This is a genomic window from Variovorax soli NBRC 106424, from assembly GCF_001591385.1.
GTDB lineage: Bacteria > Pseudomonadota > Gammaproteobacteria > Burkholderiales > Burkholderiaceae_C > Variovorax > Variovorax soli.
Genome location: NZ_BCUU01000035.1, coordinates 15,952 through 31,438, shown reverse-complemented (window position 1 = coordinate 31,438; position 15,487 = coordinate 15,952). Strand labels below are relative to the sequence as shown.

The 15,487-nt window shown below is 69.0% G+C and carries 17 protein-coding genes and 1 riboswitch; of the genes, 5 read left to right on the top strand and 12 right to left on the bottom strand.

Annotated features, from left to right (window positions below; all coding sequences use genetic code 11):
* Nucleotides 1-28: 28 nt before the first annotated feature.
* Together VSO01S_RS12480 and sorA are read right to left on the bottom strand one after the other, a co-directional pair.
* On the bottom strand, nucleotides 29-694 hold the full coding sequence (locus tag VSO01S_RS12480; protein ID WP_068642806.1) for a c-type cytochrome: 666 nt from the start codon (nucleotides 692-694) through the stop codon (nucleotides 29-31).
* Nucleotides 695-711: 17 nt separating this feature from the next.
* The gene (gene sorA, locus VSO01S_RS12475) at nucleotides 712-2,004 is read right to left on the bottom strand and encodes a SorA family sulfite dehydrogenase catalytic subunit (RefSeq protein ID WP_084241842.1); all 1,293 of its coding nucleotides are present in this window, start codon (nucleotides 2,002-2,004) and stop codon (nucleotides 712-714) included.
* A 235-nt stretch (nucleotides 2,005-2,239) separates the two neighbouring features.
* Here sorA and VSO01S_RS12470 point away from each other — a divergent pair, with 235 nt between their 5' ends.
* Nucleotides 2,240-3,412: an ABC transporter substrate-binding protein gene (locus tag VSO01S_RS12470; protein ID WP_068642804.1), complete on the top strand. Its 1,173-nt coding sequence runs from the start codon at nucleotides 2,240-2,242 to the stop codon at nucleotides 3,410-3,412.
* 27 nt (nucleotides 3,413-3,439) lie between these two features.
* Complete coding sequence (locus tag VSO01S_RS12465) at nucleotides 3,440-3,685, top strand: hypothetical protein (protein WP_068642802.1); 246 nt, start codon at nucleotides 3,440-3,442, stop codon at nucleotides 3,683-3,685.
* A 27-nt stretch (nucleotides 3,686-3,712) separates the two neighbouring features.
* Here the strand turns inward: VSO01S_RS12465 and VSO01S_RS12460 are convergent, their stop codons facing one another.
* From VSO01S_RS12460 to VSO01S_RS12445, 4 genes are read right to left on the bottom strand one after another with little or no spacing between them, the layout of a single operon-like run.
* On the bottom strand, nucleotides 3,713-4,615 hold the full coding sequence (locus VSO01S_RS12460) for a thiamine phosphate synthase (RefSeq protein ID WP_373282893.1): 903 nt from the start codon (nucleotides 4,613-4,615) through the stop codon (nucleotides 3,713-3,715).
* A 23-nt stretch (nucleotides 4,616-4,638) separates the two neighbouring features.
* Nucleotides 4,639-5,457 carry a thiazole synthase gene (locus VSO01S_RS12455; RefSeq protein ID WP_068642798.1) on the bottom strand — a complete coding sequence of 273 codons (819 nt, stop codon included), beginning with the start codon at nucleotides 5,455-5,457 and terminating at the stop codon, nucleotides 4,639-4,641.
* A gap of 28 nt (nucleotides 5,458-5,485) precedes the next feature.
* Nucleotides 5,486-5,683 (bottom strand): sulfur carrier protein ThiS, encoded by a 198-nt coding sequence (gene thiS, locus VSO01S_RS12450; RefSeq protein ID WP_068642796.1) that lies wholly within the window; start codon nucleotides 5,681-5,683, stop codon nucleotides 5,486-5,488.
* On the bottom strand, nucleotides 5,680-6,831 hold the full coding sequence (locus VSO01S_RS12445; RefSeq protein ID WP_068642794.1) for an FAD-dependent oxidoreductase: 1,152 nt from the start codon (nucleotides 6,829-6,831) through the stop codon (nucleotides 5,680-5,682). The genes thiS and VSO01S_RS12445 overlap by 4 nt, the downstream gene beginning before the upstream one ends.
* Before the next feature lie 44 nt (nucleotides 6,832-6,875).
* On the opposite strand from VSO01S_RS12445, the gene thiD reads away from it, so the two are divergent.
* Nucleotides 6,876-7,757 carry a bifunctional hydroxymethylpyrimidine kinase/phosphomethylpyrimidine kinase gene (gene thiD / locus VSO01S_RS12440; protein ID WP_068642792.1) on the top strand — a complete coding sequence of 294 codons (882 nt, stop codon included), beginning with the start codon at nucleotides 6,876-6,878 and terminating at the stop codon, nucleotides 7,755-7,757.
* On the opposite strand, the gene VSO01S_RS12435 is transcribed toward thiD, so the two are convergent.
* Nucleotides 7,696-9,048 carry a purine-cytosine permease family protein gene (locus VSO01S_RS12435; RefSeq protein ID WP_068642790.1) on the bottom strand — a complete coding sequence of 451 codons (1,353 nt, stop codon included), beginning with the start codon at nucleotides 9,046-9,048 and terminating at the stop codon, nucleotides 7,696-7,698. The genes thiD and VSO01S_RS12435 overlap by 62 nt on opposite strands.
* A gap of 94 nt (nucleotides 9,049-9,142) precedes the next feature.
* Nucleotides 9,143-9,244, bottom strand: a riboswitch (TPP riboswitch).
* 105 nt (nucleotides 9,245-9,349) lie between these two features.
* On the opposite strand from VSO01S_RS12435, the gene VSO01S_RS12430 reads away from it, so the two are divergent.
* Together VSO01S_RS12430 and VSO01S_RS12425 are read left to right on the top strand one after the other, a co-directional pair.
* Complete coding sequence (locus VSO01S_RS12430; protein WP_068642788.1) at nucleotides 9,350-9,547, top strand: hypothetical protein; 198 nt, start codon at nucleotides 9,350-9,352, stop codon at nucleotides 9,545-9,547.
* Between the two features lie 61 nt (nucleotides 9,548-9,608).
* Complete coding sequence (locus VSO01S_RS12425) at nucleotides 9,609-10,991, top strand: hypothetical protein (protein WP_068642786.1); 1,383 nt, start codon at nucleotides 9,609-9,611, stop codon at nucleotides 10,989-10,991.
* A gap of 17 nt (nucleotides 10,992-11,008) precedes the next feature.
* Here the strand turns inward: VSO01S_RS12425 and VSO01S_RS12420 are convergent, their stop codons facing one another.
* From VSO01S_RS12420 to VSO01S_RS12400, 5 genes are all read right to left on the bottom strand, one after another.
* Entirely contained in the window at nucleotides 11,009-12,028 is a 1,020-nt protein-coding gene (locus tag VSO01S_RS12420) for an NAD(P)/FAD-dependent oxidoreductase (protein ID WP_068642784.1), read from the bottom strand.
* A gap of 6 nt (nucleotides 12,029-12,034) precedes the next feature.
* Nucleotides 12,035-12,364, bottom strand: coding sequence for a ferredoxin FdxA (gene fdxA, locus VSO01S_RS12415; protein ID WP_068642782.1), 330 nt, complete (start codon nucleotides 12,362-12,364; stop codon nucleotides 12,035-12,037).
* A gap of 66 nt (nucleotides 12,365-12,430) precedes the next feature.
* On the bottom strand, nucleotides 12,431-13,759 hold the full coding sequence (locus VSO01S_RS12410) for a sulfate adenylyltransferase subunit 1 (protein WP_068642780.1): 1,329 nt from the start codon (nucleotides 13,757-13,759) through the stop codon (nucleotides 12,431-12,433).
* A 1-nt stretch (nucleotide 13,760) separates the two neighbouring features.
* Entirely contained in the window at nucleotides 13,761-14,714 is a 954-nt protein-coding gene (gene cysD, locus VSO01S_RS12405; RefSeq protein WP_068642778.1) for a sulfate adenylyltransferase subunit CysD, read from the bottom strand.
* 19 nt (nucleotides 14,715-14,733) lie between these two features.
* The gene (locus VSO01S_RS12400) at nucleotides 14,734-15,354 is read right to left on the bottom strand and encodes a phosphoadenosine phosphosulfate reductase domain-containing protein (protein WP_068642776.1); all 621 of its coding nucleotides are present in this window, start codon (nucleotides 15,352-15,354) and stop codon (nucleotides 14,734-14,736) included.
* Nucleotides 15,355-15,487 lie beyond the last annotated feature (133 nt).

Genomic DNA, 15,487 nt, shown 5'->3' with positions numbered 1-15,487 from the left:
TCTGCGCGGCGCCTTTTGCTGATGGAGACTACTGTTCCAGAACGAAGGTCGAGAGCGCCTTGATCTCTTCAGGCTTGAGCGTCGCGAACGGCGGCATCACGCCGCTGCCCCATTTGCCGGAGCTGCCGGTGCGAATGCTGTGCTCCAGCATGGCCTGGCCCTTGGCCTCTGCCTTGTACTTTTTGGCGACGTCGTTGAAGCCCGGGCCGACGATCTGCTGCTGCAGGCCGTGGCAGCTCAGGCAGGCATTGTTGGCCAGCAGTGCCTTCACATCCACCTTGGGACCTTGCTGCGCCGGCGCGGACGATGCCGCGGCTTCTGCCTGGGCGGGGGCCGAGGCGGCCACGATCGCGGCATCCGTGGCCTTGGCCGAGCCGTACGCCACGGCCAGGTAGGCGCCGATCTGCCTGACCTCGATGTCGTTCAGGGGCGCGCCATAGGTGCGCTGCATCTTCTGGACTTCGGCCGTCCATTGCGCCTGGCTGAGGCCCGGCGGCTGATAGCTCACGTAGTCGACGGAATGGCAGATGACGCATTTCTGCGTGGCCACGGCGTAGCCGGCCAGGTCGGAGCGGCGCAGCTTCATCGTGTCTTCGGGCAGCACGATGCCGGGCGATGCCGCCATGGCGCTGGTGCCCACCAGGGTGCCCAGGAGCAGGGCGGTGCAGTGCGAGAGGAGGTTCAGAGGTTTCATGGATCGGCCCTCCATCCTCAGGCGACGACGACGGACGTCGACTCGACCACGTTGCGCCGGTAGCCGGCAGGATTCCAGCTGGCGGTGGCAGGCTGGACCTCGCCCTTGTTGCTGGTGGCGCGCACCATCAGCAGTGCCGGTCCCTTCTTCGGGAAGGACACCGGCGCGCGCCATTCCCTGAAGGAGAAGCGGCCGAGGTCCCGCCCCAGCGTCGCGGCCTTCCAGCTCTGGCCGCCGTCCTGCGACACCTCCACCTGCTTCACGCCCGAGCCGCCGTCGAAGGCAATGCCCTTGAGCTCCACGGTCTTGCCCACCGGCAGCACGCTGCCGTTGTGCACGCTCGTGATGAAGCTGCGCACCGCCAGGGTGGTGATCGGGCGGGTGCTGGCCGGCGCCGTGCCGGGTTCGACGCACTGGCAGTCGTTGTCGGGCACGCGGTAGCCCTTGGTCATGTAGAAGGCGTCATGTCCATCGAAGGCATGGTCGAGCACTTCGATCTCCGACAGGTGCTTGACCCAGTAGGTGCCGAAGTAGCCCGGTACCACCAGCCGCAGCGGATAGCCGTTGAGAAAGGGCAGGTCCTGCCCGTTCATGCCCCAGGCGAGCATCGGCTCGTCCTGCAGCGCATGATTAATTTCAAGCGACTTGCGGAAGTCGGGCGTGGCCGGCAGCACCGGCGCGTCCAGCCCGTTGAAAGTGACCTGCTTCGCCCCGGCGGACACGCCGGCCTTTTCCAGCACCTTGCGCAGCGGAACACCCACCCAGCGCGCATTGCCCATGGCGCCATTGGCGAGCTGGGCGCCGAACACGCGCGGCGACGAAAAGCCGCGGCTGTTGCCGGAGCACTGGTTGACCGCCACCACTTCCACCGGTTCGGCCATCGACTTGAGCTCGGCAAGCGACAGTTCCAGCGGCTGCTTGACATGGCCCTTGACGGCCAGCCGGTACGTGGCCGGGTCGATGGCGCGCGGAAAGTCGGCGAGGTGGTAGCGCACGAAGAAGGCGTCGTTGGGCGTGATCGGCCCTTCGTTGAAGACGCCGAAGGGTGTTTCCAGGTGCGGCGGGCGGGTATGCACGCGGATCATGGGCCGCTTGCCCGGGTACTTCACCAGCGGCCGCGGGCCGTCTGCGAAGGTGACTTCTTCGCTGGAGGACTTCGCGGCCAGCGCCGCGACCGGTGAGGCGGCCAGGGCCAGCGCGGCCGCGTCCTGCACGAATCGCCTTCTGGATGGGGTGCCATGCGCTGGCAGGCTTTCGCCGCTGCGAATCTTCTGGTTCTGGCCGAGCAATGGGCGCTTGCTTCGATTCATCGGGACTCCCTTGATGTTGTTGAGAAGTGCCACGAAGTAGACGCGGGTCTCGTGCTCCTTATTCCACCCGCCTTTCAGGCAGCGCAGGCGTTCGGGCAGAAGTTAACGCTGCGTCGAGAATTCCCATCGGCTTGTAGTTGGTTGGTTCTATTTCTTGCTCGGCTGGAGCGAGAACCTCACCTTCGGATCGGCATCTTGCGTTACATTCCGTCGCAATTTTGATCAAGGTTGCAGCATGAACACGTCGGAAGAAGCGAGCGTCACGTCCAGCCTGCGGGCTGCCCCAGGCAGCACCCGCCGCCAGATACTCACGCGCGCCGCCGGCGCCACGGCCGCCGCCGTGCTGGGCATGCCGGTTCTTGCGCAGGCCAAGGCGATCCGCATTGGCGCCAGCTTCGACAACAGCGGCGTCGAAAAGGCCAACGGCAGCGGCCTGTTCGCCGGCTCCAGTGCCTGCATCAACGCGATCAACAAGGCTGGCGGCATCCACGGCAGCAGGATCGAGCTGGTGATGGCCGACGACCAGTTCAAGCCCGATGTCGCCAAGTCCAACGCGCTGGCCTTCAATGCCGACGCCTCCGTGCTCGCCATGCTGCACCCGCTGGGCACGCGGCAGACGGCGGAGATCATGGACGCGGTGCCGGGCCTGGCGGTGGTGGGTCCCAACACCGGCACGGTGGCGCTGCGCAAGAAGAACGCGCCCAACACCTTCTGGGTGCGCGCGAACTACGACCAGGAAATCGACAAGCTGATCGCCACGGCCGCCGTGCTGGGCATCAACAAGATCGGCATCGTGCATTCCAACGATCCGCTGGGCCAGTCGGTGCTGGCGGCCAGCAAGGCCTCGCTGGCCAGGCACAAGCTGGAGCCGGTGGTGGTGGCCACCACGCCCAGCACCATCAGCCTGGAAGTGGAGCCCGCAGCGGCGGCCATTGCCAAGGCGGCGCCGCAGGTGGTGATCACCGGCCTGGCCGGAACGGCCCCCGCCTTCATCAAGGCCATGCGCAAGGCCGGCGGCAACAGCACGGTGTATGGCCTGTCGATCATGGCCAGCTCGCTCACGCCCATGGGCGACGATGCGCGCGGCATCGGCTTCGCGCTGATCGTGCCGTCGCCGCAGTCCACCCGCTTCGAGGTGGTGCGCCGCTACCAGGCCGACATGGAGGCCAGCGGCAGCAAGCAGTTCTCGCTGCCCAGCCTGGAGGGCTACATGGACGCCTGCGTGCTGGTGGAAGGTCTGCGCCGCGCGGGCCCGGCGCCCACGCGCGCGGGGCTGATGGCCGCACTGGCCAGCATCGAGGCCTTCGACATGGGCGGCATCAAGATCAACTTCGGCCGCAGCAATCGGGAAGGCAACCAGTTCGTCGACGTGGCGGTGATCGGAAGCAACGGGCGTTTGGTGAGCTGAGCGCCGCCCGCTTATAGTGCGCAGGCCATGTCACTGGTCCTGTTGCACAAGCTGTCGCTGGTTGATCTGCCCGTTGCCTTGTCCGTGGGCGACGACGTGGACGGTCTTCGCATCCTGAAGATGGCCGGCCATGTGAAGGCCCAGATTCCGCCGCCCATCCGGACGCTCTCGGGCTACGACCAGCCGCCGGCGGTGGCCCTGGAGATCACGCCGCTGGGGCGCCGCATGCTGGAGCGCTTTCCGATGTCGCCGGGCAGCGCGCTGGCATCCTGATCGGCCCGCGCTCCCTCTCGCTGTTTCTCAAGCCTTGTTGCCGGCGATGGCGGCCTGCCAGCGCGCCGCCGTGCCTTCGGGATCTTGCGCCGTGATGATGGCGCGCACCACCGCCACCGAGCCCACGCCGGTGGCCAGCACCTGGTCCAGCCGCGCTTCGTCGATGCCGCCGATGGCCACTTGCGGGTAGCCGCGGGTCAGGCGGGCATAGGCGTCCAGTCGTGCCACGCCCTGCGGTGCGGTGGCCATCTTCTTGAGCGTGGTCGGAAACACCGCACCCATGGCGATGTAGCTCGGGCTCACCGCATCGGCGCGCAGCATCTCGGCATAGCCATGGGTGCTGACGCCCAGGCGCACGCCGGAGCCGCGCAACTCGCGCAGTTCACCGGCGCTCAGCGCATCCAGGTCTTCCTGGCCCAGGTGCACGCCGTACGCACCGGCGGCGATGCCCATGCGCCAGTGGTCGTTGATGAACAGCAGCGAGCCGGTGCCGCGCACGGCGTCGACCGAGGCGCGCACCTCGCGCTCGATGGCCACCGGGTCGGTGGATTTGAAGCGCAGCTGCACCGTGGGCACGCCGGCACGTGCGCAGCGGCCCACCCAGGCCGCATCCGGCAGCACGGCATAGAGGCCCAGGTTCCTGGGGCAGGCGGCGAACGCATCCGGCCGCTCGCCAAGCGGAAGGCTGCGCATGCCGAAGTCCTGCGGCTCGACCGGCCACGCGGCGGCGTCGAAGCGCCCGGTGCGCTGCGTCTGGGCCTGCCAGGCCCGGCCGAGCACGTCGGCGTCGATGTCGATGAAGCCCAGTTGCAGGGCCGCCAGCTTGGCGGCGCGGTACACCGGATCTTCGCGGCCGAAGGATGGCTGCACATCGGCATCCGCTGCGGCGCCGAAGCGCTGCGCGTGGGCCTGCACGATGGCCCGGGCCATGGCTTGTGTCGATGGCGTGTTGGTCATTGCTGCTGAGCGTGGTGCCAGAAGGGCGTGCCGAGCACGGGCGTGCTGGGCTGGGCGGATTCCTGCGCCGTCATGGCGCCGGCCCGATAGGCGGCGCGGCCTGCCGCCACGGCATCGGCAAAGGCGCCGGCCATGGCCACCGGATCCTGCGCGAGCGCCACCGCGGTGTTGAGCAGCACGCCGTCGTAGCCCCATTCCATGACCTGGCAGGCATGCGAGGGCAGCCCCAGGCCGGCATCGACCAAAAGCGGCACCTTCAGCCGCTCGCGCAGCGTGCGCAGCGCGTACGGGTTGACGGGGCCCTGGCCCGTGCCGATGGGCGCTGCCCACGGCATGACCGCCTGGCAGCCCACGTCCACCAGGCGCTGGCACAGCACCAGGTCCTCGGTGCAGTAGGGCAGCACCTGGAAGCCGTCGCGGATCAGCGTCTCTGCCACGCCGACCAGGTTGAGCGTGTCGGGCTGCAGGGTGTAGTCGTCGCCGATCAGCTCCAGCTTGATCCAGGGCGTGTCAAACAGTTCGCGCGCCATGTGGGCGGTGGCGATGACTTCCTGCGCGTTGTGGCAGCCGGCGGTGTTGGGCAGCACCGGCACCTTCAGCTCGCGCAGCATGTCCCAGAAGCCGTTGTCGCCGCCCGCGCCGCCCGGCTTGGCGGTCTGCCGGCGCAGCGAGGCGGTGAGCATGGCGGGCCTGGCGCGGCGCACCGCGGCTTCCATCACGTCGGGCGAGGGGTAGCGCGCCGTGCCCAGCAGCAGGCGGCTCTCGAAGGTCTGGCCGTACAGGACGAGGGCGTCCGTGGCAGGGGTGTTGCTCATGGCTTGTCTCTTTCTCTCACTGTCTCTCTCAGCCGCCGGTCACGGGGCGGATCACTTCGATGCGGTCGTCCGCCTGCAGCACGCGCTCGGCGTACTGCGAGCGCGGAACGAACTCGCGGTTGACCGCCACCGCGAAAGGCGGCACGGCCTGGATGGCCTGGAGCGCATCGGGCAGCCGGGCGTCCGGCGCCAGCTCGTGCGGGGTGTCGTTGATGAGGACCTTCATGCGGGAGTGCCTGCTTCCTGGCAGTCTTGGCAGGGATGGTGGGGCAGCGCCTGCATGCCCGGCAGGCCGAAGCGCGCCGCCAGCGGCGAGCGGCCGCCGTGCAGCAGTTCGAGCACGATGTCGAGCACCGCGGGCGCGATCATGAATCCGTGGCGGTACAGGCCGTTGACCTGCAGCACGCGCGGCTGCGGCTGCTGCACATCGGGCAGGTTGTCGGGCAGGGTGGGACGGCACTGCGTGGCGATCTCGACGATGCGCGCCTCCGCAAAGCCGCTGTGCACCGCATAGGCGGCCGACAGCAGCTCGAGCGTGGAGCGCACGCTGGCCGGCGACATGTCCTCGGATTCGATTTCGGTGGCGCCGATCACGTACAGGTCGCCCGGCTTGGGCGCGATGTAGAGCGGATAGCGCGGATGCACCAGCCGCGTGGGCCGCGTGAGCTTGACCTCGGGCGCATGCACGCGGATCACCTCGCCGCGCACGCCGCGCAGCGCGCGCCATTGCGGCTTGGCGCCCAGGCCCCGGCAGTCGATCACCCAGTCGGGCTGGCCCGCTGTGCCGGGCCGGAAATCGCCCGGCTCGCGCGGCGACTGCCAATGCAGCCTGACGTTCGGGTGCGCCTGCAGGCTGGCCAGCAGCGAGGCCAGCAGCGCGCGGTTGTCGAGCTGGCCTTCCTGCGGCAGGAACAGGCCCTGCGCGAAGCGCGTGCCCAGCGTGGGCTCCAGCGCCGCGATTTCTGCGCCGTCGACCCGCTGCATGGCGGGAAGCTCGGGCACGACGTCGCAGGTGCCCTGGAGGATGCGCGCCAGGCGCGCGGCCTCCGGCGCGTCCTGCCGGTGCCACAGCACCAGCGTGCCTTCGCGCTGGAAGAACACCGGCTCGGCCAGCGGGGCCAGCAGCTCAGGCCAGCGCGTGAGGGCATAGTGGCCCATGCGCACCAGCGGCGCGGGCGCCACAGCGGATTCGGCCAGCGGCGCCAGCATGGCCGCGGCCACGCGCGCGGCGGCGCCTTCCGCCTGCGCACTGCCAGCCTCGTAGACGTCCACCTGGCAGCCGGCCTGCGCCAGGCTGGCGGCCAGCAGTCGGCCCATCAGCCCGGCACCGAGGATGGCGGCCGATTCGAAGGGCAGGGCACGAGAAGAATTCATGGGCTCAAGCAAACGCGTGCAACGCGTGACAGATAATTTTCAGCATGACGACAACATTTTCCGGCGGCGGCGCCAGCGCTTCGACCGCCACCCGCTATGCGCGGGTGCTCACCATCGCGGGTTCCGACAGCGGCGGCGGCGCCGGCATCCAGGCCGACCTGAAGACCTTCGCCGCCCTGGGCTGCTACGGCATGAGCGCCATCACCGCGCTCACGGCGCAGAACACGCTGGGCGTGAGCGGCATCCACGGCGTGCCGCCGCAGTTCCTGAAGGCGCAGATCCAGGCCGTGGTGGAAGACATCGGCGTGGATGCCGTCAAGCTCGGCATGCTGCATGCGCCGGAGGTCGTCGAGGTCGTGGCCTGGGCCATCGACCACTACCAGCTGCCCAACGTGGTGCTGGACCCGGTGATGGTGGCCACCAGCGGCGACCGCCTGATCGCCGCCGAGACCGTGAACGTGCTGGTGCGCGAGCTGTTTCCGCGCGCCGTCGTGGTCACGCCCAACCTGGACGAGGCCGCGCTGCTGGTGGGGCACCCCATCGAAGCGGCCCATGCGCTGGAGCCGGCGGCTGCCGAGCTGCTGGCCATGGGCGCGCGCGCCGTGCTGGTCAAGGGCGGGCACCTGCCGGGCGACGAGGTGGTCGACCTGCTGGCCCAGCGCACGGGCCACCCGCTGCGCCTGACGTCCGAGCGCATTGCCAGTCGCAACCTGCACGGCACCGGCTGCACCCTGTCGTCGGCCATTGCCGCGCACCTGGCGCTGGGCGCCGAGTTGCCCGAGGCCGTGGCCAGCGCACGCGATTACGTCATCGGCGCGATGCGTGCCGGTGCGCAGGTGCAGGTGGGCCAGGGCCACGGGCCGCTCAACCACGGTTTTGCGCCAGTGCCGACGCACCGCCTGCCGTTGAGGCCGACGGACGCGTAAGCCAGGCCAGCACGAAGGTCGCCACCAGCGCGGGCAGGGCCGCGCCCCATTGGGGCGCGAGCTTGCCGCAAGTGTGGAAGACCACGATGCCGGCCACCCAGATGATGGCCGCGCTCCAGTCGATGCGGCGCTCGCCCTGCTGCTGCGTCCAGCGGGCGCCCAGGCCGAGGCGGCCCAGGATCACGCCGTACAGCGGCACGAACACCGAGCTGAGCAGCAGCAGGAAGGGCTCCAGGCTGTGCATGGGCAGCACCAGCGCAAAGGCGATGCTCACCAGGGCGATCACCAGGCCCCAGCGGCGAACGCTCCAGCGCGGCTGCAGGCTGTGGGCCGACACCGAGCTGGAATACACGTCGCCGTAGGCATTGTCGAGTTCGTCGATGAGGATCAGGCCCAGCGCCACCAGGCCGCCCTGCGCCAGCAGCAGCGCCGTCACCAGCGAGGTGCCCGGCTGCGCCACGCTCACCACCATCACCCCCAGCGCATAGCACCAAATGTTGGCCAGGGCGTAGCCCAGCCAGGTGCCGCTCAGCGCCGCGCGGGCGCCGCGCGCGCCGCTTTGGCCATGGCGGGCATAGTCGGCCACCAGCGGCAGCCACGACACCGGCATGGCGATCACCAGGTCGAGCGCGCTGAACAGGCCCATGCTGCCGTCGCCCTGGCGCGACCAGAAGGCGCTGAAGCCCTGGGCGTTGAGCTGGGCGGCGAATTGCCAGGTCAGCCACAGCAGCGACAGCACCACCAGCGGCAGCCCGAAGCGGCTGACGAAGCGGCGCACCAGCTTCACCATGGAACCCGCCAGCAGGGCCAGCAGCACCGCGCCCCACAGCAGCGTGGTGAGCACGAAGCCCAGGCCGCCGCCCAGTTCGAGGCCGAAGGCCTGCTGGCCGATGGCCTGCGTGCCTTCGCGCATGATCACCAGCTCGAAGGTGGTCCAGCCCACCAGCTGCACGATGTTGAGAATGACCGGCAGCCGCGCAAAGGCGCTGCCGTAGGTGCGGTGCATGAGGCCGGCGCTGGCCAGGCCGCTTTCGCAGCCCACGCGCGCGGTCCAGGCCAGCAGGCCCGCGCCCACCACCGAGCCCAGCACGATGGCGATGACCGCGTCGCGCGTGCCCACCGCCGGCACCAGGTAGGCGCCGACCTGCATCACCAGCAGGCCCACGCCCAGGCTGAACCACAGCGATAGATGGTCGTGCCAATGGAACACGCGGGCGCTGTCGGCCAGGGGCATAAGCGCTTCATTGTCGGCGGTGGTGCCGCCCTGGATGTTGTTGTCTGGAAGTGCCATTCAATTGCTCCGCAAAGCGTCTCAGCCGCAAATGTTTGGCAGGTGGGCGAGGGCCCGGGAGCAAAAGCCGTCAGAGGCGAGAAAAGGCATGACGGCCACCGGACACCAGCTTCCCTGCGCGAGGATGACCTCAATCAGGTTCAAAGGGTTTTTTCTCAGCCAGGCCGCAAGCAGCCCGGCACCCCTAGCAGTTGACATTCTAGGCGCCTTCGGCGCGCCCCCATTGCGTGCGGGTTCCTACGCCGGCGACGCGCCCCGGACGACATGCACCGCGGCCCCGAGCGCGTCCAATGGAACGACCATGAAGCGCCAAGACAACGCACGCTCGCAACGGGTTCGTCCGACCCGTGACGCGAACACTGGCGCGACCGGCGACACCGGCCGCACCGCCGTCAAGGACCACAAGCCGGTGCCCTTCTACAAGGAGGGCGCATCCACCGGCAAATCGGGCAACTCGAAGGCCGGCGGGGCGGCTGGGCAACTGACGCCCAAGGATTGAGCGGCCGGCCCCCGAGTGCACTGCGCCGGCGCGGCAGTGCCCGTTCGGCGAGACTCCCGGCATGGATGACCACCCGGCCGAGTTGCACCGCGTCCTGCGCACCGCGAAGCGCCGCTTTCTCCTGCCGCCGCTGCCGAGCAGCTTGCAGGCAGCGGCCGATGCGGGCGAAGACGTGCTGCTGGCCTTCTGCCTCGAGTCGGCCCGGCTGGCGATGGCGCGGGATGGCGTGCCGTCCGCGTCCGTCGAACAGGCCTTCGGCGATGCGCTGGCGCAATTGATCCGCCGAGCGATGGACGCCACCCATGGAGACCCGACGTTCCAGGCACAAGTCCTGCACTGGCGTGATGCCGGCATCCAAGAGTGGGCAGCCTTGTCGGCAACCGCCGCGGGCGATGCGCGCGAACTGCGCACGGCGCTCGACGCCTTTGCGCATCCGGGCAAGCTGCGCGGGCTGCCGGAAGACGCCCTGCGCGGGGCCCTTTTGCAGCTGCACGACCTGGCACACGCGGCCGATTGGGCTGCGCTGCGGGCCGCGGCCGAGACCGTGGCCGAAGCGCCAGCGGGGCGCGATCCGGCGCTGAGTGCTTGGGTGCGCGCGCTCGTGGCGCACCCCGCGCTGAATCGCCGGCTGCGCGCGCTCGAACTGGATCGCCTGGAGGCGGTGCGGCATTACAAGGCCCTGCGCTTCATGCGCTCGCCCGCGGTCGGCAGCAGCGCAGCCGTCGAAAACGGACGCACTTCCGCACGCGAGGGCACGCGGACAGAGCAGGCGGCTGCCCATGCACTCCAGGACATGGCTGACTGCCTGAACGCGGCCGTGCCCGGCGGCGCTGCGCCCTATCGCGTGCTACGCAGCCTGCTGACGCCGGCCGCGCTGGCAGGCGCCGATCGATCGAAGCTGGAGTGGGATGCGGCCATCGTGCGCAGCGATGGCGCGAAGTCCGGCATCGACGATGTCGTGCTGCTGGCGGAAGCCAAGGCGGCGCCTGCGGCTGCGACCACCGATCTGCCACGGCTGCTGCGAGGCCTGGCGGGCCTGGCTCAGGCGCGGGAAGGCGCTCACCACGACTTTGCCTGTGCCGGGGGCACTGTCCGCGTTTCGGGCACTTCGCTGCGCGCATTGCGGCCGCAAGGCCAGTCGATTCCGGCCCAGGTCATCTACCTGTGCGCGGCGCGGCCGGAGCCACGGCCGGCGCTGCTCGGCGCGGCCGCCAAGGCGCTGCTGCTGGCGCAGCCGCCGAGCCTTGGATTTGCAGCCGAAGTGGCCCAAGGCCAGGTGCCTGCCACCGACATGCTGGCGCCTGTCTGGCACGCCCTGCTCAACGAGGGCAGGCTGCGCGCCGTGCTGAACCAGTACGACACCGCTCGCCGCGCGCGGGAGGCGATGCTGCATCCGGATGATCTGTCCGCCGCCGTGCAGGACCTCCGGCGCGAACGCGCGTAGCCTCCGGCGGCCTGAAGCTAGTGCGAAACCCCGAGCAGCTCGTGCAGCCGGGTGCTGGTGGTGGTGTATTGCAGCGGAATCGCCTTGTCCGGAAACACGACAGCCGTCGCTCCCCAGGCGGCCAGCGTGGCCTCGTGGAAGCCGCACACGATCAGCTTCTTCTTGCCCGGGTAGGTGTTGATGTCGCCCACCGCGAACACGCCGGCCTCGCGCGTCTGGTACTTCTCGGTGTCCACCGGCACCTGCTTGCGCGCCAGCTCCAGGCCCCAATCGGCAATGGGGCCCAGGCGCGGCGAGATGCCGGGGTAGGCCAGCCAGGCGTCGCATTCGAGGGTGAGCGGCTGGCCTTCGGGCGTCGTCACCGTGAGCTGCCGGCCATCGAAGGCCTGGGGCTGGCCGATGGCCAGGCGGATCCGGCCCTGGGCGATGTTGTCGCGCACCCGGGCCTGGGTTTCTTCCTCGGCCTGGAAGGCATCGCGCCGGTGCAGCAGGGTGATGCTGCGCGCCTTGCCGAGCAGGGCCAGCGCGGCGTCCAGCGCCTCGTCGCCGCCGTGCACGATGACCGACTGGCCGGCGAAGCGCTCCAGCGATTCGGGGTGATAGAAGAGGCGCGTGCCCTCGAAGGCTTCGAGTCCGGGCACTGCGATGTGCTTGGGCAGGAAGGCGCCGACCCCAGCCGCGATGAACACCGTCCTGGCCAGGAACTGCAGGCCGCGCGAAGTGCCCAGCAGCAGGCGCCCGTCAGCCTGGCGGGCCAGCGTGGCCACCTGCTGGCCGAAATGGAACTCGGGGGCAAAAGGCTCCACCTGCCGCAGCAGCGACTCCACCAGGCCGCGGCCGGTGGTGACCGGCGTGCCCGGAATGTCGTAGATGGGCTTGTCGCCGTAGAGCTGCACGCACTGGCCGCCCGCGAAGGGCAGTGCGTCGACGACGTGGCAGGAGATTTCGAGCAGGCCCAGCTGGAAGACCTGGAACAGACCGACCGGGCCCGCGCCGATGACCAGCGCGTCGCATTCGGTCGGTGCTGAAGCCTGCATCAAAGCTTATTTAATGAGTTCGGAGATCTTGCCCGTCTTGTCTTTCCACTCTTCCGCGTCGGGCAGGGCGGGCTTGCGCTTGGTGATGCTCTTCCAGCCGTCGGCCAGGGCCAGCTCGGCGTTGAGCTTGATGAAGGCGATCTGGTCCGCCGGCAGGTCTTCTTCGGCGTAGATGGCGTTGACCGGGCATTCGGGAATGCACACCGCGCAGTCGATGCACTCGTCAGGGTCGATGACGAGCATGTTGGGGCCTTCGCGGAAGCAGTCCACCGGGCAGACATCGACGCAGTCGGTGTACTTGCAGCGGATGCACGATTCGGAAACGACGTGAGTCATTGGTCTTCTGGCCAGTTCTTATTCGGGGGAACCCTGGATTTTACGTTTTTCGAGAATGCTTGCGACTCAGCGCACCAAGACCGCGGCCGCAGTGCGGTGGGAGGCGGTGTCGACCAGCACCAGCGAACCCAGCGCACGCGAGCGCGTGAAGGGCTGCACGGCCAGCGGCTGCTGCAGCGCCAGCACCACGTCGCCGATGGAGTTGGCATCGAGCTGCTGCGCCTCTTCGGCATCCAGCGTGTTGATGTTGAGCCGGTCCACCACGCGGGCGACCTTGGCCTTGACCCAGCGGTGGCCCTGCAGCGCCCAGTACACGCGCCCGGCCACCAGCGGCTCGTCGTCCAGCCAGGCCACGGTGGCGGTGATCTCGCGGGTGGGGGTGAAGGCGTCGGGCGCCAGCAGCCAGTCGCCGCGCGACACGTCCACTTCGCGGTCCAGCACGATGCCGGCGCTGTGGCCCGCATGCACGACCTTGGGGTTGCGCGCATGGTCCAGCACCTGGGCCACGGTGGCGGTCTGGCCGCTGGGCAAGATGCTGATTCGCTGGCCCGGCTCCACATGGCCGCTGGCCACGCGGCCCCAGAACACGCGGCGGCCGCGCGAGGTGTCGGCCGACGAGGAGAACTTCTCGACCCACTGCACCGGGAAGGCGAAGGGCACGGCTTCGTCCTGCCTGGTCACCGGCAGGGCTTCGAGCACTTCGAGCAGGCTGGGGCCTTCGTAGCCGCACCAGTCGGCATGGCGGGTGGCCACGTTCCAGCCCTTCAGGGCGGAGACCGGCACGGTGGCCGTCACCTCGACGCCGGCGGCCTCGGCAAAGGCATCCAGCGCGCCGGAGATGCGCTCCAGCGCCAGGGCCGCGTCAGGCACGGCATCGAGCTTGTTGATGGCGAACACGATCGACTGCACGCGCAGCAGGTGCGCCAGCAGGGTGTGGCGCCGGGTCTGCGGCAGCAGCTCGCGCTTGACCACTTCGGCTTCATCGACCTGGCTGGCCCAGGGCAGCTTGGTGGCGTCGACCAGCACCACGGCCGCGTCCGCGCTCGATGCGGCGGTGACCATGTTGCGGGTGTACTGCTCGTGGCCCGGCGCGTCGCCAATGATGAACTTGCGCTGGGCGGTCGAGAAATAGCGGTAGGCCACGTCGATGGTGATGCCCTGCTCGCGCTCGGCCGAGAGGCCGTCGGTGAGCAGCGCCAGATCCGTCTCGCCGCCGCGCTGCACGCCGGCCAGCTGGTCCTGCAGCACGGTCTTGCTGTCCACCAGCAGGCGGCCGATGAGCGTGCTCTTGCCGTCGTCCACGCTGCCGCAGGTGATGAAGCGAAGGGCGGTGCCGGTATCGACTTCGGCGCCGGCGGTGCCGTCGGTGGTGGGGTTCAAGGTCGTCGTGCTCATTTCAGAAATACCCGTCTTTTTTCCGCTTCTCCATGGAAGCATCCGATGTCTTGTCGTCCATGCGCGTGGCGCCGCGCTCGCTCACGTCGGCCGCGAGCGTCTCGATGACCACGTCGCCGGCGTCGGCGGCCAGGCTTTCCACCGGGCAGGTGCAGGTGATGTCGCCCACGGTGCGAAAGCGCACGTCGCGCACCTCGACCTGCTCGCCGTCCTTGGGCGGCGTGAGCTCGGTCACCGGCACCAGCAGGCCACGGCGCTCCACCACCTGGCGCTTGTGGGTGTAGTAGATCGAGGGCAGGGCGATGTTCTCGCGCTCGATGTACTGCCACACGTCCAGCTCGGTCCAGTTGGAAATCGGGAACACGCGGAAGTGCTCGCCCGGGGCCAGGCGGGTGTTGAACAGGGTCCACAGCTCGGGGCGCTGGTCCTTGGGCTGCCATTGGCCGAAGCTGTCGCGGTGCGAAAAGATGCGCTCCTTGGCGCGGGCCTTTTCCTCGTCGCGGCGGGCGCCGCCGATGAGCGCGTCGAACCGGAATTCCTCAATGGCTTCGAGCAGCGTGACCGACTGGTGCACATTGCGCGATTCCAGCGGATGGGCCAGGCGCACCGTGCCGCGCTTCATCGAGTCTTCCACGCTGCGCACGATCAGCTCAGCGCCCAGTTCCTTCGCGCGCTGGTCGCGGAACTGCGTCACTTCCGGGAAGTTGTGGCCGGTGTCGATCATCAGGAGCGGGTAGGGCAGGCGGCCTGCGCCAAAGGCCTTCTCGGCGCACTTGAGCAGCACCAGTGAGTCCTTGCCGCCGGAAAACAGCAGCGTGGGGCGCTCGAAAGCGGCTGCGACTTCGCGCAGCACGAAGATGGCTTCTTCCTCGAGCGCGTCGAGGTGCGTGTTGGAAAGGCGCGCGGGAGAGTGCATCGGCGGCGACAGCAGTTCAGGTTCGGTGCGTGCGTTCATGGCGGGGGCTGCTTCTTTTTCAGTGCGCGAGATGCAAGCCGCATTCGCGGTTGTCCTCGCCCTTGGTCGGGTCGACGTAGTCGAAGTTGTTGGGCAGGCCGTGGGCCTGGCAGTACTCGTACAGGTCCTTGGACGTCCAGTGCAGCAGCGGCGCCACCTTGATCAGGCCGTCAGGGTTGATGCTGACCGGGTCCATCTGCGCGCGCACGGCGGTGTCGGTGGCGCGCAGGGCGGTGAACCACACCTGCGGCGCGGTTTCGCGCAGGGCGCGGGCAAAGGGCTCCAGCTTCACTTCTTCCGTGAAGGCGGCGTGGCGCGGGTCGTCCAGCGCGGGCGTCGGGCCGTCCACGGCCTCGCGGTGCGCGCGCGAGCGCAGCGGCAGGTAGATCTTCAGCTTCAGGCCCAGCTGCTTCGTCACTTCGTCGGCGAAGCGGTAGGTGGCCTCGGTGTTGTAGCCGTTGTCCATCCAGACCACCGGCACGTCGGGGTTGACGCGCGTGACCATGTGCAGGATGACCGCCTCGAAGGGGCGGAAGTTGGTGGTGACGATGGCGGGCTTGCCCAGGCCGAGGGCCCAGTCCACCAGGCCCTGGGCGTTCCTGCCCAGTTCGGCGTTGATGCGTTCGAGGTCGATGCTCATGTTGAAAGAGACTGTAGGGACGAGCCTTATGGATCCCAACGATTTTTTGGTTCGCGCTTTATGCGGATAAGCAAATGCGCCAGTGTTCATGCGGGTTCCGGCGCGGTTTGCGCGGTGTTCCGGATATGGCGCG